The organism is Aquabacterium fontiphilum (assembly GCF_009909205.1).
Taxonomy (GTDB): Bacteria; Pseudomonadota; Gammaproteobacteria; order Burkholderiales; family Burkholderiaceae_C; genus Aquabacterium; species Aquabacterium fontiphilum.
Genome location: NZ_JAAAPN010000001.1, coordinates 427182 through 449756 on the forward strand (window position 1 = coordinate 427182; position 22575 = coordinate 449756).

The following is a 22575-nucleotide window of genomic DNA, read 5'->3' on the forward strand; positions in this document are numbered from 1 at the left end:
ACTCAGCGCCCCGCCGCCCGCCAGCCAGGCGCCCCGGCGCGGACCTGTTTCATGGCCAGCGGCGCCTGTAACCACTTCACGAGCAGGCCGGCGCCGGGGTGACGGCTGCGAAACGAGCGCGCCACCTGCAGGGCGACGGCCTGGTCGGGCGAGCTCTCGGCCCAAATGCGGGCTTGGCGGTCGGCCGCGCGGCCGGACCAGGCCGCTCGGGTCACCAGTCGGTAGGGCAGGGCAGAAAGAGGGGCGGAGACGGGGGGGCGGTTGGTGCGGGGGAGCCCTGGTGACCACTTGGTTACCCAGTCGGCCAGCGCGTCGCCGGCAGCCGGTGCGTCCCATTCCGCGGCACCCGCTGCATGCGCAGCCAGCACCTGGCGCAAGGCGTCGACCAGGCTGCCCGCGCCGCGCAGGCCGGCGACGTCTTCCTTGGGGCCCACCAGCAGCAGGTCGGTGTAGGCCAGCGTATGGCGATCGTGGATCAACCCGGCTCGATCGAGCGCGTCTGCCCGAGGCGTGGCCAGAAATACGCCCATCGGCAGGTCGCCCGCTTCCAGTTGCGCCAGCACGGCCAAGCTGCCGAGGGCCTGCCAGCGGGCCTGCCAGCCCATGTCTCGGTGCATGGCTGCGGCCCAGCGCGCGGCCAGGCCCGACGACATCGCCACCGGGTCCATGCCCACGGGAGGGCTTTCCGCGCGCGGCGGGACCCGGGGCGCGGCCGAGGCCAGTCCACTTGCCAACAACCCGCCAGCGGCAACCAGCAGGCCCCGGCGGACGGCGTTGACCGGTGACGCCGGGGTAAGCCCCATCGGATACATCAGCGGGTCAGAGGGCGTGCAAGGGGACTGCAAGTGGAGCGGCGTGAGCAGGGACGACATGACGACTGCGTGGAACGGCGCGGGCCGGGGCTTTGGCAGTGTGCCTGCCATCCAGGCGACCCGGCGCCAGGCCGCCCGCAAAGGTGTATCAGGATACAAAAACCGACACATCCCGTGACCCCGTTCTCACCCTAGCCCGGTTTGCCCGACCGGGTCCCTCGGACAAGGGGGGAACGCAAAAACATTGGGGTGCACTAAACTACGCGGTTACCACTGTGACGAAAGCATGACGCCCGGCAGGCTTTGGGCATCTGCGTCTTCTTGCGGTGGTCGGGCGGGGTGTCGACAGCGTTGGTGGGCCGGATCGGTTGCAGGCGTTGCACGCAGATCAAGGCCAAAGAGCGTTGTCGAGACCCTGTTTTTTACTTTTGGAGCTTCTCATGACGACTGCTGCTGCACAGGTGAATGCACCTGCCTACGTCAAAAACACCAAACTGATTGCCTGGGTGGCCGAGATGGCTGCGCTGCTGCAACCCAAGGACATCTACTGGTGCGACGGCACGACCGAAGAGTACGACCGCCTGTGCGCCCAACTGGTTGCGGCCGGCTCATTCAAGAAGCTCAACCCCGAGCTGCGCCCCAACAGCTACCTGGCCTGGACCCACCCGTCCGACGTGGCCCGCGTGGAAGACCGCACCTTCATCTGCTCGGCCCGCAAGGAAGACGCCGGCCCCACCAACAACTGGTGTGACCCCGCCGAGATGCGTGCCAAGCTGCAAACCGGCGAGCAGGCCCTGTTCAAGGGCGCCATGAAGGGCCGCACCATGTACGTGGTGCCCTTCTCGATGGGCCCCCTGGGCTCGGACATCGCCCACATCGGCGTCGAGCTGTCTGACAGCGCCTACGTGGCCGTCAACATGAAGCTCATGACCCGCATGGGCAAGGGCGTGATCGACGTGCTGGGCGCCGACGGCGAGTTCGTGCCCTGTGTGCACACCGTGGGTGCACCGCTGGAAGAAGGCCAGAAGGATTCTGCCTGGCCGTGCAACCCCGACACCAAGTACATCGTCCACTACCCCGAGACCCGCGAAATCTGGTCGTATGGCTCGGGCTACGGCGGCAACGCGCTGCTGGGCAAGAAGTGCTTCGCGCTGCGCATCGCCTCCACGATGGGCCGCGACCAGGGTTGGCTGGCCGAGCACATGCTGCTGCTGGGCGTGACCAACCCCCAGGGCCAGAAGTTCCACGTGGCGGCTGCCTTCCCCTCGGCTTGCGGCAAGACCAACTTCGCCATGCTGATCCCGCCTCAGGGCTACAACGGCTGGAAGGTCACCACCATCGGTGACGACATCGCCTGGGTGAAGCCTGGCAAGGATGGACGCCTGTACGCCATCAACCCCGAAGCGGGTTACTTCGGCGTGGCTCCCGGCACCAACACGCTGACCAACCCCAACTGCATGCGCTCGCTGGACCGCGACGTGATCTTCACCAACGTGGCCCTGACGCCCGAGGGTGATGTGTGGTGGGAAAGCATGACCGACACGCCGCCGGCCCGTCTGACCGACTGGCAAGGCAACGAGTGGACGCCCGAGCTCGCCAAGCAGACCGGCGCCAAGGCCGCTCACCCGAACGCCCGTTTCACCGTGGCTGCGACCAACAACCCCGCGCTGGACGCCGAGTGGGACAACCCCGCCGGTGTCGCCATCGACGCCTTCATCTTCGGTGGCCGTCGTTCGACCACCGTGCCGCTGGTGACCGAAGCCCGCGACTGGACGGAAGGCGTCTACATGGCCGCCACCATGGGGTCTGAGACCACCGCTGCCGCCTTCGGCCAGCAAGGTGTGGTGCGCCGTGACCCCTTCGCCATGCTGCCCTTCATGGGCTACAACATGAGCGACTACTTCCAGCACTGGCTGACCCTCGGCAGCAAGCTGCAGGCGTCGGGCGCCCAGACGCCGAAGATCTTCTGCGTGAACTGGTTCCGCAAGGGCGCCGATGGCAAGTTCGTGTGGCCGGGCTACGGCGAGAACATGCGCGTGCTGGAATGGATTCTGGGCCGCATCCAGGGCCAGGCCCAGGGCGTGGAGAACGCCTTCGGCATCAGCCCGACGTACGAAGACATCAACTGGAACGGCCTGAACTTCTCGAAGGAGCAGTTCCAGTCGGTGATCGGCATCGACACCGCCGCCTGGCAGCAAGAACTGAAGCTGCACGATGAGCTGTTCACCCAGCTGTCGTACCACCTGCCGGCTGAACTGCCCGCCACCAAGGCCAAGATCGAGCAGCGTCTCGCGGCCTGAAACTGGCTGAAAGACTCCTTAAAAAAGGCCCTGCGGGGCCTTTTTTACGTTTCCCTGCCCGAATACATGACGGACTCACCTAAACGGGGGGGTGCGGGTTGTGAGGGAGTGCACAAAAATCGCACGTCGACGAGCGTGCCTCCGCGTTTGAAACAGGGCGTGAGCCCTGTGAGCAAACTGACATCACCCGGATGAGGGATATCCCGCACCGGGTGGCAACGGAAGAATACGCTTACCGGGTAGTTAAGTCCGTGCGGTCTACCCGGTCTGCCTCGCGCAGTGCGGTACCGGCGGAGATTCGTTTCAAGGAGAAACAAGCATGCAAATCAAGCAACTCGCCGCCGCATCCCTGCTGGCGGTTTCGACTTTCGCGGCCACCGCCGCTGCCGTTCCCCCGGGCGGCGACCTGGGCCCGCTGACCGCAGCGCCCGAGCTGTACTTCTCGTTCACGACGGACTTTTCGCCGACCGTGTTTTCGAACAGCTACACCTTCTCGATCACCGGCCTGAGCGACGTGATCGGCTCGGTCGCCGCCATCAACAACTCGGTGACCTTCTCTGACATTCTGATCAACGGTATCAGCGTGGGCCCCCTGACGGCCAACAACAACGGCTTTGGTTTCTCCGCGGCTGGTCTGGACGTGGGTAGCTACACCCTGACCGTCAAGGGCAGCGCGCTGCCCGGCTTCAGCGGGTACATCGGCAGCATCTACGCTCAGCCCGTTCCCGAGCCAGAGTCCATCGCCCTGATGCTGGCTGGCCTCGGCGTGGTTGGCGCCGTGGCCGCCCGCCGCCGTAAGGCTCAGTGAGCTGAATGAGGCCGGTCCACGGCCTCTTGCCAGCCAAAGCAAAGCGAGCCCTTCGGGCTCGCTTTTCTTATGCTTGAGCGGCGCTCAGATCAGCCCGCCCAGCACCACGTCGGCAAACCAGTCGCTTAACAGCACGCGCTGGCTGGTGGGCTTGTCCTCGTAGGCGCGGATGGGCGTGCCTTTGCCGTCCAGCAGGTTGTCGAGGAAGGTGCCCACTGACAGCAGCCCCTTGTCGAGGATGCTGGTGCCGCCAAAGGTGACGATGGTCAGGCAGTGCGAGCCGTTCAGTTCACGCTTGTTGGGGATGTAGTAGCCTACGTTCGGTTGCGTGTTCATCTGTGCGATCCAGGGACGCAGCTCCTGGCGCCACTTCACGTTGAGCATGCGCTCGCGCAGCGTCTTGTCCGGCTCGGCGGCGATCTCGGGATAGAACTTCTGGTACGAGAAGGCCGAGAAGTTGGTGTCCTCCTGGAACACGGCGTAGCCGATCCGGTCCTGCGGGAACATCTTGCCGATGCCGGCCGTGACGCTGCCGAGGTTGTCGGCCGAGCCGGCTTGTGGGTACTTGGTGATCAGCTGGGTGACCAGACCGTTGGGACCGTCCAGGCCCCACACGTCGCGGATCTTGTTGTGCAGCAAGACGGAGGGCGCCTGTTCGGGCGTGGCGTTGCGCGGCACGTCGAACAGCGGGCCGGAGTCGGCCAGCAGTGCCATCTTGCGAGGCCTGAGGGTTTCGCGGAAATCGGCGTACAGCGCAGCCGAGCCGACGCCGCCGGCCGAGAAGCCCGTCAGCAGCAGGTGGGCGGGCTGCTTGGGCAGGTTGCTGGCCATCCACTTGGCCACGGCTTGAGCGTTGACCGCGCCGCGGTGGTAGTAGGTCAGCGGCTTGGTCGGATCGACATTGTCATAGACCGAAATCTTGTTGCCGGTGTGGACGTCGCCGCTGCAGTAGGTCAGGTAGACGATGTTCCAGTCCTGCGTCTGCACGCGCTGCAGCGGGTGCAGGCGTGCGGTGAACGGCGTGACCAGGCCAAGCTTGGCCTGGCGGTTGATGTCGCTCATGTAGTTGGCCGGCACGCCGTCGGGGTTCACGGCCGCCAGCAGGCTGCCGCCTTTGCAGGCCGCCTGATCCCAGCAGGCGCCGCCGCCTTCGAACATCACCACCGTCTTGCTGGTGAACGGCGTGCGGTTGACGAAGAAGCGGTAGGGCGTGCCGTTGCCGCAGCTGGCGCCGCTGGAGGCCGGCAACTCGACGGTTTCCCACTGGAAGTAGCCGGCGTGCGCCGCCAGGCTGAGCGCCAGGCTGCCGCCCAGTATCTGGGTACAGCGGCCAATCAGGGATTGCAGGGACATGGTTCTCTCCTCGAACAGGTGTGTGGACACATGCACCCAGCTTCGCGTGACACCGTTTTTTTATGATGGGGTGTTACACCGGGTGTGCGCCCATCCTGCAGCGAGGATGAGGGGGTGACTGTCGGGCGCCTGACGCTTGGCGCCCGTTGTCGTAGGGGTTTGCGCGCGATGCGTGCGCCATGGCCGTGCTAAACGCGTCAATAGACCTCTGCCGGGACCCGGCGCTGCAGCACACCGATGGGCGGGGCCCAACGCGCGCCCTTGGGCTTCTTGGCCGTCACCAGGGTGATGTCGGCCGGCTCGAACACCTCGACGTTGTGCGTGATCGGCGTGGTCAGCACGTACTGCGCGCGTGTGCTGCGCAGGAAGTGGCCGACCAGCTGGATGTTGCGCACATCCAGGTGAGCGAAGGGCTCGTCGATGAAGACAAAGCCGCCGGGGGTCTCGTCGTCCTTCATCAGGCCCACCAGCAGGATCAGGGACTTGATCACCTGCTGTCCGCCCGAGGCTTCGCCGTCGTTCAGGCCAATGGCGCCCTTGCCATCGAAGTTGAAGTGCACCCGCAGTTCGGCCTGTCGCAGCACGGTGTCGTCGCCGTCCAGGTGGGGCAGCTCGGCGTTCACTTCCACGCCGGCCAGTTGCCCCAGCTCAACGATGTTCTTGCGATAGCGGCGCACGGTGGCTTTGAGCACGTCGGTGTAGCGCTCGCGGGCGTTGTCCACCGCGATGCCGGCCGCCACATTGCTGGCCTTGCGCTGGTTGAGCTCGTCTTCCTGGCGCATGACGTTGGCGTTCATCAGCGTGAGCTGCTCGATGACGGTGGCGTCGGTTTCCCACTGGCCATCGTTGAGCTCGCGCTCGACGGCTTCGGCGCGCAGACGGGCCTGGGTGGCATTGCCATAGTGTTCGAGCATCTCGCGCACGCGCTCGGGGCGGCGCCAGCGCGCGGGCAGCGACAGCTTGACCTCGCGTGACATCACGGCCTGCGCGATCACGTCGTCAAAGCGTTGTTGCCATTCGCGCGCGTGCTGAGCACTGCGGCCCTCCAGATGGGCCAGACGCTCCTGGGCTTGCCGATAAGCATGTTGGGCGTTGGTCTGTTCGACCACCGCGTGCTTGAGCTGGCGCTCGGCGTCTTGCCAGCGCTCGCCGGCGTCCACCCGGGCTTGTTTGAGCACCGGCAGTTGGCGACGGGCTTCGTTGAACTCGGCCTCGCGCTCGAGCAACTCGGCGGCGGCGGTGAAACCTTGAGCGGCCTGCTTGGCGTCTTGCAGCTGCCGCTCAAAAAACGCCTGATCGCGCACCACGCGCGTCATCTCTTCATCCAGTTGCGCCAAGCGGGCTTCGATGGAGTGACGGCGTGCCGCCACGGCCGAGGCCCCGAACTGGTACTGGCCGGGCTCCACCCACACGCTGCGGCCGCCTCGGCCGTCGCGGTGGTAAGCCTCCGGGGTGATCCACTCGCCGCCCACCTTCACGCCGGCCTCGGTGCTGTCCACGCGGCGGATGTGCGCCAGCTGGCGCAGCAACCAGTGGGGCAAGGGCGCACTCACCTTGAGCACGGCCAGCAGGCTGTGGGGGTCGGGCTGGGCGGGGGCGTCTTCGGCATCGGCCACGATGTAGTGGCGGTAGCGTTCTTTCTCGGCCAGGGCCATGGCCTGGGCTTCGTGACGCGGGTTGGCCAGCACCACCACCCAGCGGCTGCCGCGCAGAACGCCTTCTGCGGCTGCCCGCCAGCGCTCATCGGCAATCTCGATCACGTCGGCGATCACGTGGTGGACGATGCCGGCGTCATCCAGCACGCGGCGGAAGCGCTGCACATCATGGGGCGGCGGCGCCAGACGCTGGCCCTTGAGGCCATCGAAGGCACGCTGCGCGTCGTCGCGCTGGTCTTTGAGGCGCTGCCACTGGGCCGAGAGCTTTTGCTTGTGCTCGCTCAGTTCGGCGATGCGGGTGGTGAGTTGGCCGGCATCGCCCTCCACCACGGCCAGGCCCTGCAGCTCATCGGCGCGCTTGACCAGCGCCTCCACCGGGCGCTCGGCATCGCGGGCCTCTTCTTGCAGGCGGCGGGCGGTGCGCACCTGGGCTTCTAGCGATTCCACGCGCTCGGCCGCAGCGGTCTGCTCGTGCAGGCGTTGCAGCAGGTCGGCTTTCACCTGGGCGTGCTGGCGACGGTCGTCGGCCGATTGCAGGCGCTGGCGGTGCAGCTCGCGCAACTTGTTGGCCAGTTGCTTGCGCGTCTCCACATTGCTCAGCACGGGCACCACCTCGGTGGCCAGGGTCTCGCGCTCCTGGCACTTGAGCTCGTACTGGCGGTAGAGGTTCACGCGCGATTCCAGCTCGGCGCGCTGGGCCTTGCCATGCGAGAGCTCGCGCTCGGCGGTCTCCACCTCTTGCAGCAGTTGCTTTTGGTGGGTACGGGCCTCGTCGTAGCGGTCCAGCACCTCCTGGTCGCCGAACACGTCGAACACCAGGCGCAGCAGCTCTTTGGGGCTGTATTCGCACAGGCGGTCGGTCTGGCCTTGCTCCAGCGCCAGCACCTTGGCGATGGCGCGCGACAGGCCAGCGCCCTCGAGGCGCTTGCGCCAGTTGTCGATCCCGAGCCACTCCTTGTCACCACGCTCGATCAGTTGCTCGATGCTCACATCGCCTTCGACCATGATGTAGCGGCGCGTCCAGTCGCCGCCATTGCGGTCGATGCGGCACACCAGCGTGACCACATCGGCATACAGCAGGCAGCGGGCAAAGGGCCGGTTGCTGGACTGGCGGTTGCGCGGGCGGTTGTCCACCGTGGCGCGCAGCCAGGCACTGTCGGCGTTGGCGTGGCGTGCGTAGGTCTTGTAGCTGCGCCCGCCCGAGCACTCCAGGCCCAGCAGGGTGCGCATGGCGTCCAGCAAGGTGGTCTTGCCTGAGCCGTTGGGACCGGCCACGGTGATGATGCTGCCGTCCAGTGGCAGGGTCAGGCGCTGGCAGTAGTCCCAGTGCAGCAGTTCGAGGCTTTGCAGGTGAAACATGAAAAAGGGACAAATCCGGTACGCGGGCAGCGAACCGCCGATTGTGCCGGAGTCTGCTGCCCGCGCCGGCAGCGCCGTCCTTGGCTGCGCCTTACTGCCCGAGGTGCTCGCGGCGGTACAGGCGGGGCAGGAAATGCGGAAGCATCTGGAACTCGCGCAAGGCGTGGCGCCCCAGGTCATCGAAGAAGGTGCGGCTCAGCAACTGGGCCAGCGCGGTGTTCTCGAACGTGGAGGTCAGGATCACCCCATCGCCTTGCGGATTCGCCCGCCAGCTGTGCACCAGGCCGTTGCTGGGCAGCAGGTTGCCCAGCCAGGTGGGGTTGGCCCGCGCGTAGAAATGGCCTTCGCCCGGTACGAGGGGCACGGGCGGGGCCTGCACGGCGGGGTCGGCGCCCGTGATGCTCAGGCTCCACACGCCCGTCCCGATGTACTCCTTGACCTTCTGCACGGCGCCGACGTCGTACTGCAGATCGGGCCGCGTGGGGGCCACCGCCCACTCGAAGCTCACGTGGTCGACCGGTTGCCACATGCGGTAGCGGTCGGTGTTGCCGATGTGGTCCCACCACCAGGCCAGCATGTCGGGCGTGATGCCCTTGATCTCCTGGACCACCGTCAGCCTCCGTGTCAGCTGGGGCGAGGTCGGGCTGATCTGGTAATGGCCACGCTGGAGGAACACGGTGTTGAAGAAGGTGTCCAGCTCTTTCATCAGCGTGGCCTGCAGGCCCTGCAAGGTCTGGCTGAGGTGGGCCACGTAGGCGCGGGCCACGGCGGGCTCCGGGGCGTCCAGCGCCTCGATGCGGACGGTGCTGTCGCCAAACTGTGTGCCGCTGGCGGTGTAGTGCACCAGTACGGTGAATGGCAGGCCGTCGTCCACCGACACCGCGGCCGCCAGGAAGCTGTAGGGCTTGCGGCCCAGGAAGTTGTCCGAGGGCACCCGCGCGCGCACCTGCTCGGGCGGCAGATAGCGCACGGTGATGCGGCGCGTCACGCCGTCCCACCGCACGTGGGCCTCGTAGACCGCACCGGCCGAGTAGCCCAGGTCGTTCGGGGTGGCGGGCGGTTGCAGCCAGCGCAGGTTCACGTTGTCGCGGTGGCCCCGCTGGAAGAGTGCGGCGTCGAGGTTGTCCCACAGCCAGCTCAGCGCTTCAGGGCGCACGCCCTGCAGCACCCAGGCCTGCGCGGTGCTGACGGTCGTCGCGTGCGCGATGCCCGGCGCGGTGGCCAGCAGCGTGCCACCTGCGAGCGGCAGCATGGCCAGGCTCAGTGCCGACACGGCGTGGCAGAGGCAAGCGCGGGCGCGCGCCGCAGATGGCACAGGGGCGAACAAGGCAGTCATGGCGTTCCTCTACGTTTGTAGAGTGCTAATCTACAGGCGTAGAGAAACCGCCTCCACCGTGGAAACCCGCTGTCATGGAACAAGCTGATCGCCGAACCCGCCTGGCCGATGCCGCCATCGCCATTCTGGGCAGCCAGGGTGTGCGGGCGCTGACCCACCGTGCGGTGGACGCCCAGGCCGGGCTGCCGGCGGGCTCGACCTCGTTTTACTGCCGGACCCGGCTGGATCTCTTGCGGCTGACGCTGGCACGCCATGTGGCGCTCGACATGGCGGACCTGGTGGCAGATGCCGCGGCGGCGGATGCGTCCGGCACCCCCGCCTGGACGCTGCCGGATCTGCTTGCCCGCGTGCAGCACCGCCTGGTGGATTGGCTGCGCGCGCCGAACCGCGTGCGCCTGGCGGCGCGCTTCGAGCTGTTCATGGTGGCCTCGCGCGAGCCCGAGCTGGCGGCCATGCTGGCGCCCATGCGGGCGCAGTTTCTGGCCGCCACCGAGGCGGCGTTGCACCGATGCGGCTTGCCCGAGCCGGCAGACCGTGCCCGCATGCTGGTGACCGTGGTCGATGGCCACCTGCTGGACTGCATCCGAAGCGGCAGCGAGGCGCCACTGAGCGCGGCCCAGCAAGCCCTGCTGCTGCGTGCCTTGCAGGCCTGAGCGCGGTCAGGCCTCGGGCTCGTCGTCTTCGATGATCTCTTCCAGCGGCGGCTGGGTCATGGCCTGCGGGAGGTGGCCGAACAGCTCCTTGGCCTGGCTCAGCACGTCGGTGAGCGCGCCTTGCAGGATGCGTGGGGCCAGGGCGTCGTAGTCCAGCAGCAGGTCCAGCAGCGGGCCTTCGGCGATGTCTTCGCCCTTGCGGGTGATGAAGCCGTGCTGCTCCAGGCGCTTGAGGTTGGTGTCCAGGCGGGTCTTCTTGCCCAACTGCACGCCGAAGTCGGCCAGCAGGGCTTTGTAGGGCACGACAGGGCTGACGCTGGCGGCCGTGGGCACGGGCTTGTCCTTGCCGAACATGTCGTTCTGCATCTCGCCCTCGGCCTGGGTGGCGCGGGCTTGCTGACGCTCGCGCTTGGGCAACACGATCAGCGCCCACAGCACGACCAGCAGCGACACGGCATCGCGCGGCAGATCGAGGTTGTTGTGGCTGTTGAGGCCTGCCTCGCCAAACACCGTGGCTTCGGCCGGGCGCAGCAGGGCCACGCTGATGTGGTCGGCGTAGAGGTTGTCGATCAGGCGCAGGCCCACTTGGGCCAGGCGGTCTTGCGTGGCGGCCCACAGGTCGGCATCGATCAGGGCGCGCTTCACGCGTGGGTGCTGGCGGGGCAGCCAGCGGCGGGCCAGCAGTTCGGCGGCCAGCAAGGCCGCATCGTCAAGGTGTGCGCTCATGGGGTCGGGGTGTCATCCACGGGCAGGGGGCTGATCACGCCTTCGCTGATCAGGGCCACGGCCTCGTCGGTGGTGGTCTGGTGGCGGGGGCTGAAAGCCCACTGCCAGGGGGCGCGGGCCAGGTCGCCCGTCTGGCCTTTGAGGGTCTGCGCCTGGGCATCGCCCACCAGGGGCATCAGCTGCATGCGGTAGGCCGCCTGGGCAAAGCGGCCGCCCAGGATGGCATCGGCCAGCGGGCGCTCGCCTTCAGGCGCCTCGGCGTGCCAGCGGCCGAGCAGCGTGATCAGGCCGCCCAGCTCGGCTGGCAGGCTCAGCGTATCCAGGGTGCCGCTGGCGGCTTCGGCGGGCGGGGGCAGGCCGCTGGCCTGGCCGGCGTGGGGTCGGTCGCGCTCGAACTCGCCCTCGGCCACATCCACCAGGTCGTGCTGGCTCACCATCACCGGGCGCACCGGCGTGCTCAGCGCCTCGCCCATTAGCTCATACAGGGCCGGATGACGCTGCAGCCAGGCGCGCACGTCCGAGGTGGTCAGGCCGGTGGAGCCCAGTGTCACGCGCTGGCGATCTGCCTGCTGCAATGCGCGGGTGAACTGGCTGGCCATGGCCAGCAGCCGGGCCTGGGCCTGCCCGATGGCGCGGGCCTCGCGCTCCAGGCGCGGGTCGACGTGTTCGGCGCGGATCAGTGCGGTCAGCGCCTGGCCGGCTCGGTCGACCAGTTGCAGCGCGCGGTCGAAACGCGGTTGGGCCAGGCGCAGGCGGGCTTCCGACCCGCTGGCGATGGCCTCGGCGAATTCGTCGTGCAGGCGGGCCAGTTGCGCATGCAGGTGCTTGAGGTGGTTGGCGTTGACCAGACCCAGCTGCTGCGCGCCAGCCACTTGCGCCAGCAGGTCGGCCATCTCGTCGGCTGCGTCGCCCTGTGGCGGGCTGGTCAGCGTGGCCAGCAGGCCGTGCACCTGCTGCGCCAGCGGCGAGAGGTGATAGTCCTGGGCGGTGGCGTCCCACACCAGCAGGTCGAGCTCGCGCAGGCGCTTGAGGGCTGTTTCGAGCGAGTCGGGCACCAGCATGTGAAAAAGCCGGTTGACATCATCGCGCGACAGGCGTCCTTGAGGCTGGCTGGCCAGCTCCAGAAAGCACCACAGCCGCAGTTGCACACCCGCCTGCGGGCCGCTGAACAGGCCGCGCAGCGCCTCCAGCACGCCCTGGCGCTGGCCCAGGGCCCAGGCCAGCGGGTGGCTGGCTGCATCGGCGGGGTCGCGGAAATGGCTTTCGAAGCTCGCGCTGTCGTTTGAGTCGTGTGGGAGCGCGTCGTTCATGGGGGTGGATTGTGCCGGAGTCCCCATGTCGGCCGCCCGGGATCGCCCCGAGGCGGCGCGACCGAGGTCGATTCGGTCTAACATCGGTGCCCGCGCGCCGCTCAGCCTGCCAGGGTTCAGTCGGTCGCGTCATGCCACTGGTTTGCCATGCCCCTCTCTTCTGCCTGTCTCGCCCCCCGTCCGTGCTCGCTCCCTCGTGTGGCGGTGGTCGGGGGCGGCCCAGCCGGACTGATGGCGGCCGAGGTGCTGGCCGAGGCCGGCGCCCCTGTGGACCTGTACGACGCCATGCCGTCGGTGGGGCGCAAGTTCCTCCTCGCGGGTCGCGGGGGCCTGAACCTGACCCATTCCGAGCCGGTGGAGCGCTTCATTGCCCGCTATGCAGAGCGCGCCGACGAGGTCCGACCGTGGATCGAGGCCTTTGGTCCTCAGGCCTTGCGTGACTGGGTACATGCGCTGGGCATTACCACTTTTGTAGGGACGTCCGGTCGCGTTTTTCCCACGGACATGAAGGCCGCGCCTTTGTTGCGTGCCTGGCTGCAGCGGCTGCGCGCCAGCGGCGTGCAGGTACACACGCGCCATCGCTGGCAGGGGTGGGACGAGGCGGGCCGACTTCGCATGGCCTCGCCTGAGGGCGAGCACGTGATCGACGCCGATGCCGTGGTGCTGGCCCTGGGCGGCGCGAGCTGGGCCCGCCTGGGCTCGGATGGCAGCTGGCTGCCCGAGCTGGCCCGACGCGGTGTGGATGTCGCGCGCTTCAAGCCGGCCAACTGCGGCTTCGACGTGGCGGGTGGATGGAGCCCATTTCTGCGAGGGCGTTTCGCCGGGCAGCCGGTCAAGCCGGTTGCAGCCTCGGTGAGCCTGCCGCACGGGGCGGCCGTGCGCCAGCAAGGGGAGTTCGTGCTGACCGACACCGGCGTGGAAGGCAGCCTGATCTATGCGTTTGCAGCCCGGCTGCGCGACGCCATCGAGCGTGAGGGCCGTGCCACGCTCACGCTGGATCTGCTGCCTGATCACCCGCCCGAGCAGGTGCTGGAAAAGGTACGTCGTCCGCGTGGGCCGCGCAGCTGGCCCACGCATCTCAAGAGCGTGTTGAACATTCATGGGCTCAAGCTGGCGCTGCTGTACGAGGTGCTCGGCGCCGAGCGCATGGAAGACCCATTGCAGCTCGCGCTGGCGCTCAAGGCCCTGCCGCTGACCCTGGTCGCTCCGCGCCCGATGGATGAGGCCATCAGCACGGCGGGTGGCGTGCGGCTGGAAGCCATGGATGGCCACGGCATGCTCAAGGATCTGCCCGGCGTGTTCTGCGCCGGCGAGATGCTGGATTGGGAGGCGCCCACCGGTGGTTACCTGCTCACGGCGGCCATGGCCAATGGCCGCTGGGTGGGGCGCGGGGTCTTGCAGTGGTGGCAGTCAGGCCGCGGCTGAGTCGACGAGCTTGACCACCTGCACCGCACAGTCATAGAACGTCGGGGCCTGCCCCATGTCTGTCAGGCGCTGGCTGGTCAGCTCGTTGACGTTGGTGCCGTTGGGCCCGTCCTTGCGCCACCAGATGCCCAGGCCGTTGACCACGCCCGGGCGGGCACGCTCGCCCACCACCGCGCGACAGTGGTGCTCGCCCCGGTCGTTGAACACGCGCACCAGGTCGCCATCGGCGATGCCGCGCGCCTTTGCATCCTGAGGATGAATTTCGAGCACGGGCTCGCGCTCGATGCTGCGCAGGCTCTTGAGATTGGCGAAGCTGGAGTTCAGGAAGTGCCGTGCGGGCGGCGAGATCATCGCCAGCGGGTAGCGGCTGCCGGGCTGCGGCGTCTCGTGGTTGGGCAGGTAATCAGGCAGGCCATCGAGCCCCATCGCGGCCAGCCGCTCGCTGAAGAGTTCGAAGCGCCCCGATGGCGTGGGAAAGCCACCCTCGGCAAAGGGCGCATCCGGCACGGGCAGCGTCACAAAGCCATGGTCGAGCAGGGCTTCGAAGTCGACCGCATCGCCATAAGCCTGACGGCACAAGGTTTCGTCGTCGTCGGCAAAGCAGGGGTCGTCGAAGCCGAATGCCGGGCCCATGCGCTGTGCGAGCGCCCGAAAGATGGCCGTGTTGGGCCGCGCCTCGCCCACGGGCGCAATCGCCGGCCGGTTGAGCAACACGTCGGTGTGGCCATATGAGGCGTGGATGTCCCAGTGCTCGAGCTGCGTGGTGGCCGGCAACACGTAATCGGCCATGTCGGCCGTGTCGGTCATGAAGTGTTCGAGCACCACGGTGAACAGGTCGTCGCGTGCCAGTCCGCGGGCCACCTTGGCCGATTCGGGCGCGACCGCCAGCGGGTTGCTGTTGTAGACGACGAGCGCCTCGATCGGGCGCTGTGCCGTCTCGGGCTGCAGGCCCAGCAGCGCGTCGCCGATGGTCGACATGTTGATGGTGCGGGGCGTGCGCCCCCGCAGCAGATCCGGGCGGCTGAGCGCGTCGCGTTGAACCGGAAAGTGGCCCGATGCGCTGAGCATCATGCCGCCTGCTGCATGGCGCCATGCGCCTGTCAACGCGGGCAGGCAGGCCACGGCGCGCACTGCGTTGCCGCCGCCGTGGGTGCGCTGCATGCCGTAGTTCAGGCGGATGGCCGCCGGCTGCGTGGTGCCCCAGTCGCGCGCCAGATCGCGGACCACCTGCGCGTCCAGCCCGCAGACCTCGGCGGCGCGTTCGGGCGGCCACTGCAGAGCGCGTTCGCGCAGCGCCGGCCAGCCGGTGGTGTGGCGCGCGATGTAGTCGTGGTCCAGCCAGTCGTGGGTGATCAGCTCATGCATCATCGCCAGCGCGAGCGCCGCATCGGTGCCGGGCCGCAGCGCGATGTGCGTGTGGCACTTCTCGGCGGTCTCGGTGCGGCGCGGGTCGATGCACACCAGGCGCGCGCCCTGGCGTTTGGCCTCTTGGGCGTAGCGCCAGAAGTGCAGGCTGCTGCCAATCGGGTTGCCGCCCCAGATCAGGATGAGCCAGCTGTGCGCGAACTGCTCGACCTTCATGCCCATCTTGGCGCCCACGCTGTACATCATCGCCATGCCGCCGGCCGAGGCGCAGATGGTGCGGTCCAGCAGCGAGGCGCCCAGCTGGTGGAAGAAACGGCGGTCCATGCTCTCGGCCTGCACCAGCCCCATGGTGCCCGCATAGCTGTAGGGCAGGATGGCCTCGGGGTCGCGTGCCGCGATGGCCTTGAGCCGCGCAGTGATGTCGTCGAGCGCCTCGTCCCAGCTGACGCGCACGAACTGCCCTGACCCCTTGGGGCCCACGCGCTTGAGCGGATGCAGCACGCGCTCGGGGTGGTAGGTGCGCTCGGTGTAGCGCGACACCTTGGTGCACAACACGCCGCCCGTTTGCGCATGCGCCGGGTTGCCCTGCACCTTGATGGCGATGCCATCTGCCACGGTGGTCAGCAATGCGCAGGTGTCGGGGCAGTCGTGCGGGCAGGCGCCGCGCACGGTCGTCGTGTGGGTGGGGGCGTTCATGGCAGTCGATCCTGGCTTTTATGTGTGGCGCGCGGGGTGAGCGCAGGAATCACTGTCGCATAAAACAGGGCTACCATGCGGCCGCATGAGCGAAGCCCCCGCCCCGACCGACGATGCGCCCCGCCTGCAATGGACGGAGGACGGCCAGACCCACGCGGCACGCTGGCGCAGCGAGACCGGTGCCTTGCCACCCAAGAAGCTCGTGCTGGCTGACGACACGCTGCCGGCCGACACCGCCTACCGCCTGGCCTGCGAAGGCACGGGCCTGCTGTGGCGGGGTGACTTCCAGAACGCACGCCAGTTGCTGCAGGCGCTGGGACGGCGCATCGACAAGCGGCAGGCGCGCCAGCCCGCTCGCCAAGGCGTGGCGGGTGCCCCACCGGATCTGACGCAGGCCTTCCACCTGCACCGCAAGACCCAGGCCGAGCGGGCGCGCATCCTGGCACGGGTGCTGATCATGCTGGATGCCGATTACACGATCGCGCTGCGCCGCGCCCCGGACGTCCGTGCGGCCTGCACCGAAGCCTATGGACCAGCAGATGGGCCGTGTGTGGTGCCTTTGCGCGAACTGCAAGGCCTGATCGGTGCCCACGAGTGGCGCAAAAAGGGCGTGCCGGTGGCGGCATTGGGTGGTGCCACCCTGCATCCGCATTACGGCGTGTTCTCGCCGGTGCGCGGCGAGTACCTGGACCTGGTGGCCCAGGCGCCCTTGCCGGCTGTTCTGAACCCGCAGCCTCAGGACAGCAAAGCTGGCGGCCCGGCGCGAGAGGCCGCAGCCTGGGATGTCGGCACCGGCACGGGCGTGCTGGCCGCGGTGTTGTTGCGCAAGGGGGTGGCCCGCGTCGTGGCGACCGATCTCTCGCCTCGCGCGCTGGCTTGCGCCGATGACAACCTGCGGCGCCTGGGCCTGCGTGATCGGGTCGACCTGCTGGCTTGCGACCTGTTTCCGCCCGGCCAAGCGGGCCTCATCGTCTGCAACCCGCCGTGGCTGCCGGGCAAGCCCAGCAGCGCGGTCGAGCAGGCGGTCTACGACCCCGATCACCGCATGCTGCGCGGCTTTCTCGCGGGCGTGGGCGCCCACTTGTCACCGGGCGGCGAGGCCTGGCTCATCCTGTCCGACCTGGCCGAGCACCTGGGCCTGCGCAGCCGCGAGCAGCTCACGCAGTGGATCGCCGACGGCGGGCTGCAGGTGCTGGGCCGGCTGGACACCCGCCCGCGTCATGGCAAGGCGCACGACCGCGACGACCCGCTGCACGCTGCCCGCTCGCGCGAGCTGACGTCGCTGTGGCGGCTCGGGCGGCTCACGCAAGCTTGAAGACGCTCACCGTGTCGGCCAGTTGCGTGGCCTGTTGCTGCAGGCTCGTCGAGGCGCTGGCGCTTTGCTGTACCAGGTCAGCGTTTTGCTGAGTGGTCTGATTCAACACGCCGATGGCCTCTCCGACCTGCGAAATGCCTGTCTGCTGATCGATGGAGGCATCGGCGATGCGCGTGATCAGCGCTGTCACCTCATGGACCTGCGACACGATGTCATCCATGGCTTGCCCGGCATGCTCGACCAGCTGTGAGCCGTTCTCGACCTTTTCCAGGCTGTTCTGAATCAGGCCCTTGATCTCGCGGGCGGCGTTGGCCGAGCGCTGGGCCAGCCCACGCACCTCTGAGGCCACCACCGCAAAGCCGCGCCCCTGCTCGCCAGCCCGTGCGGCCTCGACAGCGGCGTTGAGCGCCAGGATGTTGGTCTGGAAGGCGATGCCGTCGATCACGCCAATGATGTCTGCAATCTTGCGTGAGGATTCGTTGATGTCGCGCATGGTCTGAACCACGTCGCCTACCACCATGCCGCCCTTGGTTGCTGCCTGTGAGGCCATGCTCACCACCCGATTGGCCTCTGCGGCAGTTTCGGCGTTGGCTTCGACGGCCTGAGCCAGTTGCTGGGTGGCCGAAGCGGTCTGATGCAGGCTGCTGGCCTGTGCTTCAGTGCGCCGACTGAGGTCGGTATTGCCTGCAGCGATCTGGGTGGTGCCCTCAGCCACGCTGCCCGCGGCGGAACGGACCTGGCCGACCAGCCGTGCCAGATCCTGTTGCATGGCGCCGAGTGACGCGAGGACGCTGCCCGCGCGTGCCGCCTGCGCTTCGGCGATGGGCTGCAGATTGCCCTGCGCCATCCGCTGGGTGATGGCTTCGAGTTGATGCGGTTCGGCTCCCAGCTGATCCAGCACGCTTCGGCTGATGCGCCATGCGGTCGGGCCGCTGATGACCAGCGCCAGCGCCACCGTCGCGAGCATGGTCATGAGGAAGTCTGCCGCTTCCGTCAGCGCCAGCTTGCTTTGCGCCTGGATGCGCGCTTCCTGGTGGTCGATCAGGCGGTTGATGGCAGCCAGCCATGCTTCGTACTGCGGCTTGGCCTCTTGCCAGAGCCTGTTCTTGGCGCCATCGAGGTCGCCCTGGGCGGTCAGCCTCTGGATGGCTTCTGTGGTGGCCACCGTGCGTGCCTCGATTGCCTGAATGTCCGCGTAAAGCGCACGCAGGGCCGGGTCGGCGTTCGGGGCCTGTATCAGCGTCTCCAGTGGCGATGCGGATTCGGCGTAGAAGCGTGCCAGCTCGGTGATGCGTTGCGCCTCGCGTTGACGGTCTGCGGGCGTGTTGGCCAGTACTTCGTCGCGGATGGCGATCGAGCGGTCGTGGGCAGATCCCCGGAAGTTGATGGCGTAGCGCTGGATCGGGATGTTGACCTGACTGTTGTCTGTCAGGGCCTGTTGAATGATGGCAACTTGCCGGGTGGCGACAGCGGTCACGGCCACCATCAGGATGATGAGCAGGCCAAAGCCCAGATACAGGCGTTTGGAGATGGTCATTCTGGCGAGCATGTGTGGACTCCATTGAGGGTTGAGTCGCATCGTCCGGACGGCTCGCCTGGTCCCGTTCGGGCTCCACATCCGTGATGCGTGGAGGCAGTATCGACAGCCATGCAAGGCGATTAATGCGCAACAGTGCGGCTTTCACGCACCAGTTCGGCGCGAGGCAACAAATCGGGCCGTTTGCCTTTCGTCTGTCATTGACTCCGCTTTGACAACGTTGTGACGCAGCGGGGGGCTGCCGCCCCGATCCAGGGGGGATGGCCGCCCGCATGTGCACTTTTCGTTTGATCCCGGCGCCCCGGGTGTGCCATATTGGGTTCACAGGATTGCCTGTGCGTTGCGACAAAGGGGCTGCCATGAGACTGCTCGACGAGATGCTCACCCTTCGCCTGCTCACGCCCGACCAGCACGCCGAGATCGGCGCCTGGGTGCGTGAGGCCCGCACGCCCGAGCGCATCCTGCAGATGCCACCCCACCTGTGGCGCCTGGTCGAGACGGCCAGCGTGCTGATGGAGTGGGAGCCGCACGCCGGCCCGGCCCACTGAGCGGGTCAGCGCACTGTCTTCACCGGCTCGCCGGTGGCGGGCATGCGGGCGGAGCCGTAGACGCTGTTGATCAACCGCAACTGGCCCTCAGGCTGAGGTGTGAGCGGGCTGGTGCGTGCCAACTCGGCAAAGCCGCCTTTCGGAAATGGCACTGTTGAGAGGACCCAGGGTCTGGCCGCCTGGCGGTCGGCTGTGGTCAGCGCGCGGAAGCTGCTCTCGGCCTCGGTCATCTCGCGCAGTGATCCCTGCAGCGCCTGCGGCGTACGTGCGGCGTAGCGCAGCAGGTAGAGGCGGTCGCCCGGGCCGGTCACGACCGTCAGGCGCACGCTGCTTTGCGCGCCCTGGGCGTTGCGTACGGTGCCGGTGAAGTGGGTGGCGGGCAGCCCGTTGAGGCTGCGGCGCTCGATGCGGCCGTCCACCGGTTGCACCAGGCGCCGGATGAGCGCTTCATGGTCGCGTCCCGCATTGGCGGGGGCGAGCTGGATGACCAGGCCCGCATCCCGGTTTCCGTTGACCAGCGTGATGGCCTCCTGGCTGTTGACGATCTGCCAGCCTGCCGGGGCGGTCAGCGCCAGGTTCAGCGGCACATGGTAGAACTGGCGCCCTCGGACCAGCCCTTGCTCGGGGCTGTCGCCGAAGGTCATGCCCTCGATGGCTTTCAGGTAACGTGCGCGGCCGTCGTCGCTGTACTGGCCCTGGCCTTTGTAGGCATTGGCCACGCTCAGGATGTGAGCCAGCCGCTGGTCGTTGCTCGGGTGGGATGCCAGCCAGTTCGCGCCACTGGGCACGCTGCGGCCTTCGGCGCGGGCCACATCGGCCGCGAAGCGCTCCTGGTTCTTCAGCAGGTTGATCACGTTGACCATGTTCTTCGGGTCATACGCGGTGCGCGACAGGTACTCGGCGCCCAGTTGGTCGGCCTGCAGCTCCTGCTCGCGGCTGTACGAGGCGATGAAGCCGGCAGCCGCCGTCTGCGACACCTGGCTGGCGAAGTCTGTCGCGCCCCGCACCCCTTGTCCTTCGAGTACGGCGCCGAGCACGGTGGCGGCCAGCACGCCGAGCCCCGCCGTCTGCTGGCGGGTCGCGCGCTGGGCACCGTGGCGCGCGGTGACGTGGCCGATTTCGTGGCCGATGACGCCCGCCAACTCGGCCTCGCTGTCCATGTAGGCCATGATCCCGCGCGTCACGTAGACGTAGCCGCCGGGCAGCGCAAACGCGTTGATCTCCGGGCTGTCGAGTACGGTGAACGTCCACGTCAGGTGGGCGCGGTGAGACTGAGCGGCCAGCTTCTGGCCGATGTTGTTCACATAGGCCTGCAGCGCGGCATTGTCATAGCGGCCATACTCCTTGAGCACCTGGTCGTGTGCCTTGCGGCCTTCACGGATCTCGGCTTGCTCGTCCATCACCGAGCGCTCGGCCTGGCCTGTGACCGGGTTGACGACGGGCGTGCCGCAGGCGGTCAGCAGCAGGGCCAGGGCCAGCCCCGCAAACGAGCGGTGGAACACAGTCATGTGTGGTCTCCAGAGGGTCTGTGGTGCGAGAATACCCGGTCCGGCATGTGTCGCACCGCCCGCAGGTGCGCGCCCACGCTTCAAGAACATGGATAACGACAAGCGTTCTCTGACATTGCGGGGCTGGTTTCGGCTGATCACCGTCGGTCTGATGCTCCTCATCCTGCTGGCGGTCTCGCGTCTGATGTGGCTGGAATGGCGCCAGCTTGATCGCGCGCAGCAGGGCCAGCAGGCGGTGGCGCGTCTGCGCCTGGCGTTGGTGGCCGTCGAGATGGTGTCGCGCGAGCGCGGCCCCAGTAACAGTGTGCTGGGCGATGAGGTGCCGGGCGGCAACCCGGTGCTGCGCGACCGCCTGCGCAAGGCGCGCATGCGCACCGATCTGGCCTTCTCGCAACTCCACGCCGTCCTGGCCGAGCCGCGCAGCGATCGGCCCTACCTGCATGCCCGTGAGCGCGCCGAGGCCTACCGCATGGCGCTTCAGCTGGCCCGCCAGCGTGTGGACCAGCTCGCCGCGACGCCCAAGAGCGAGCGGCAGCCCACGGCCATCCGCGAGGCGGTTCAGGGCATGGTGGCCCTGGTGCCCATGCTCACGCCTGCGGTGATCCTGTTTGCGGACGATGCGCACCACGCCGACCCGTCGTTGGCCACCGTGGTCTGGGGCGCGCGGCGTGCAGGCGAGTTGCGCGAGTATGCGGGGCTGCTGGGCTCGCTGTTCACGCCCGCGCTGGCGCGTCAGGCGCCGTTTGCGCCGGAAGAGGTGGCGGCCATTCATCAGGTCAAGGGCCGCATCGCGCAGCTGCACGACCTGCTCGAAGCGCGCGCGGGGATGGAAGAGCCCACGCCCGCCGTGCGCGCCGCACACGAGCGCATGGACCAGGTCTACTTCGGCCAGGGGCAGGCCTTTTTGCGGCAGGTGCTCGATACCGGTTACGCCCACGGCCGCTTCGGGCTCACGCCAGCAGAGTTCGCGGCCCGGTATGTCCCGCTGATGGAGCCCATTGTCGGGCTGCGCGATGCGCTGCTGCTCGAAGCCGAGCAGCGCAGCGCCGCAGTGCAGACCACGTCCCGCTGTACGTTGTTGGTGGTCAGCATGACCACTGCGGTGGCGCTGTTTTTGGTGCTGGTCATGCTGCGCATGGCGTTCCAGCGCTTTGTGCGCCCGCTGTCGCAGGTCTCGTCTGCGTTGCACGCGATGAGCGCGGGCGACCTCAGCCAGCCCTTGCCCCGCCCGCAAGCCCAGGACGAGATGGCCGAGGTCATCGCAGGGGCCGAGGCCTTGCGCCAGGCGACCCAGGCGCGCGAGACGCTCGAACAAGAGCGCGACAAGCTGATCGACACGCTGCGTGCCCAGTCGGCCACCGATTTCCTGACCAGTCTGCCCAACCGACGGGCGTTCTTCGAGACGGCCGAATCCGAGCTGGCGCGGGCCAAGCGGCATGAGTTCAACGTGGTCGTCATGCTGATCGATGTGGATCACTTCAAGCGCGTCAACGACACCGCGGGCCACGCGGCGGGCGACCGCGTGCTGGTGGCCATGGCACAGACCCTGCGCAACGGCATGCGCCAGGGTGATGTGGTGGCCCGCCTGGGCGGTGAAGAGTTCGTGGCGCTGCTCAGTTACTGTGAGCCCGATGACGCCGTGCGCTTTGCTGACCGGCTGCGTGAGGCCGTGGCCGGACAGTGGGTCGATGTGGGTGACGACATGCCGCCCGTGCGCCTGACGATCAGCATCGGCCTGGCCGATTCGAACACCCACGGGCTGGACATCAACCGGCTGCTCGCGCGTGCCGATGACGCGCTGTATGCCGCCAAGCATGCCGGCCGCAACCGCACCGTGCTGGCCGAGCCGCCGACTGAGGCCTGATCGCG

The 22575-nt window shown here is 67.9% G+C and carries 16 protein-coding genes; 7 read left to right on the forward strand and 9 right to left on the reverse strand.

Features of this window, described 5'->3' with window-relative positions:
* Nucleotides 1-2 precede the first annotated feature (2 nt).
* Nucleotides 3-872 carry a hypothetical protein gene (locus tag GTZ97_RS01810; protein ID WP_161648785.1) on the reverse strand — a complete coding sequence of 290 codons (870 nt, stop codon included), beginning with the start codon at nt 870-872 and terminating at the stop codon, nt 3-5.
* Nucleotides 873-1252: 380 nt separating this feature from the next.
* On the opposite strand from GTZ97_RS01810, the gene GTZ97_RS01815 reads away from it, so the two are divergent.
* A complete protein-coding gene (locus tag GTZ97_RS01815; protein WP_161648786.1) occupies nt 1253-3112 on the forward strand; it encodes a phosphoenolpyruvate carboxykinase (GTP) in 1860 nt (619 codons plus the stop codon).
* Between the two features lie 319 nt (nt 3113-3431).
* Entirely contained in the window at nt 3432-3920 is a 489-nt protein-coding gene (locus GTZ97_RS16455) for an FxDxF family PEP-CTERM protein (protein ID WP_201748117.1), read from the forward strand.
* Between the two features lie 84 nt (nt 3921-4004).
* Here GTZ97_RS16455 and GTZ97_RS01825 read toward each other — a convergent pair whose 3' ends face one another.
* The 3 genes from GTZ97_RS01825 to GTZ97_RS01835 all read right to left on the reverse strand — a co-directional run bounded on the left by GTZ97_RS01825 (nt 4005) and on the right by GTZ97_RS01835 (nt 9623).
* Entirely contained in the window at nt 4005-5273 is a 1269-nt protein-coding gene (locus GTZ97_RS01825; RefSeq protein WP_161648787.1) for a pectin acetylesterase-family hydrolase, read from the reverse strand.
* A gap of 197 nt (nt 5274-5470) precedes the next feature.
* Nucleotides 5471-8287 (reverse strand): ATP-binding protein, encoded by a 2817-nt coding sequence (locus GTZ97_RS01830; RefSeq protein ID WP_161648788.1) that lies wholly within the window; start codon nt 8285-8287, stop codon nt 5471-5473.
* A 91-nt stretch (nt 8288-8378) separates the two neighbouring features.
* On the reverse strand, nt 8379-9623 hold the full coding sequence (locus GTZ97_RS01835) for a DAPG hydrolase family protein (RefSeq protein ID WP_161648789.1): 1245 nt from the start codon (nt 9621-9623) through the stop codon (nt 8379-8381).
* Nucleotides 9624-9697: 74 nt separating this feature from the next.
* Here GTZ97_RS01835 and GTZ97_RS01840 point away from each other — a divergent pair, with 74 nt between their 5' ends.
* Nucleotides 9698-10276, forward strand: a complete 579-nt coding sequence (locus GTZ97_RS01840) for a TetR/AcrR family transcriptional regulator (RefSeq protein WP_161648790.1) — start codon at nt 9698-9700, stop codon at nt 10274-10276.
* Nucleotides 10277-10282: 6 nt separating this feature from the next.
* On the opposite strand, the gene GTZ97_RS01845 is transcribed toward GTZ97_RS01840, so the two are convergent.
* Both GTZ97_RS01845 and GTZ97_RS01850 read right to left on the reverse strand, forming a co-directional pair.
* Nucleotides 10283-11002 carry a DUF4194 domain-containing protein gene (locus GTZ97_RS01845; protein WP_236650943.1) on the reverse strand — a complete coding sequence of 240 codons (720 nt, stop codon included), beginning with the start codon at nt 11000-11002 and terminating at the stop codon, nt 10283-10285.
* Nucleotides 10999-12312 (reverse strand): hypothetical protein, encoded by a 1314-nt coding sequence (locus GTZ97_RS01850; protein WP_161648791.1) that lies wholly within the window; start codon nt 12310-12312, stop codon nt 10999-11001. The genes GTZ97_RS01845 and GTZ97_RS01850 overlap by 4 nt, the downstream gene beginning before the upstream one ends.
* Nucleotides 12313-12459: 147 nt before the next feature.
* Here GTZ97_RS01850 and GTZ97_RS01855 point away from each other — a divergent pair, with 147 nt between their 5' ends.
* Nucleotides 12460-13737, forward strand: a complete 1278-nt coding sequence (locus tag GTZ97_RS01855) for a TIGR03862 family flavoprotein (RefSeq protein ID WP_161648792.1) — start codon at nt 12460-12462, stop codon at nt 13735-13737.
* Here GTZ97_RS01855 and GTZ97_RS01860 read toward each other — a convergent pair.
* Complete coding sequence (locus tag GTZ97_RS01860) at nt 13723-15798, reverse strand: molybdopterin-containing oxidoreductase family protein (RefSeq protein ID WP_161648793.1); 2076 nt, start codon at nt 15796-15798, stop codon at nt 13723-13725. The genes GTZ97_RS01855 and GTZ97_RS01860 overlap by 15 nt on opposite strands.
* A gap of 85 nt (nt 15799-15883) precedes the next feature.
* Between GTZ97_RS01860 and GTZ97_RS01865 the strand changes: the two genes are divergently transcribed.
* Nucleotides 15884-17113 (forward strand): N5-glutamine methyltransferase family protein, encoded by a 1230-nt coding sequence (locus tag GTZ97_RS01865; RefSeq protein WP_161648794.1) that lies wholly within the window; start codon nt 15884-15886, stop codon nt 17111-17113.
* On the opposite strand, the gene GTZ97_RS01870 is transcribed toward GTZ97_RS01865, so the two are convergent.
* Nucleotides 17100-18662 (reverse strand): methyl-accepting chemotaxis protein, encoded by a 1563-nt coding sequence (locus tag GTZ97_RS01870; protein ID WP_161648795.1) that lies wholly within the window; start codon nt 18660-18662, stop codon nt 17100-17102. The genes GTZ97_RS01865 and GTZ97_RS01870 overlap by 14 nt on opposite strands.
* A 347-nt stretch (nt 18663-19009) precedes the next feature.
* Between GTZ97_RS01870 and GTZ97_RS01875 the strand changes: the two genes are divergently transcribed.
* A complete protein-coding gene (locus GTZ97_RS01875; RefSeq protein ID WP_161648796.1) occupies nt 19010-19198 on the forward strand; it encodes a hypothetical protein in 189 nt (62 codons plus the stop codon).
* A 5-nt stretch (nt 19199-19203) separates the two neighbouring features.
* On the opposite strand, the gene GTZ97_RS01880 is transcribed toward GTZ97_RS01875, so the two are convergent.
* Nucleotides 19204-20706, reverse strand: coding sequence for a M48 family metalloprotease (locus tag GTZ97_RS01880; protein WP_161648797.1), 1503 nt, complete (start codon nt 20704-20706; stop codon nt 19204-19206).
* 88 nt (nt 20707-20794) lie between these two features.
* Between GTZ97_RS01880 and GTZ97_RS01885 the strand changes: the two genes are divergently transcribed.
* Nucleotides 20795-22570 carry a GGDEF domain-containing protein gene (locus GTZ97_RS01885; RefSeq protein ID WP_161648798.1) on the forward strand — a complete coding sequence of 592 codons (1776 nt, stop codon included), beginning with the start codon at nt 20795-20797 and terminating at the stop codon, nt 22568-22570.
* The last annotated feature ends 5 nt before the right edge of the window (nt 22571-22575 follow it).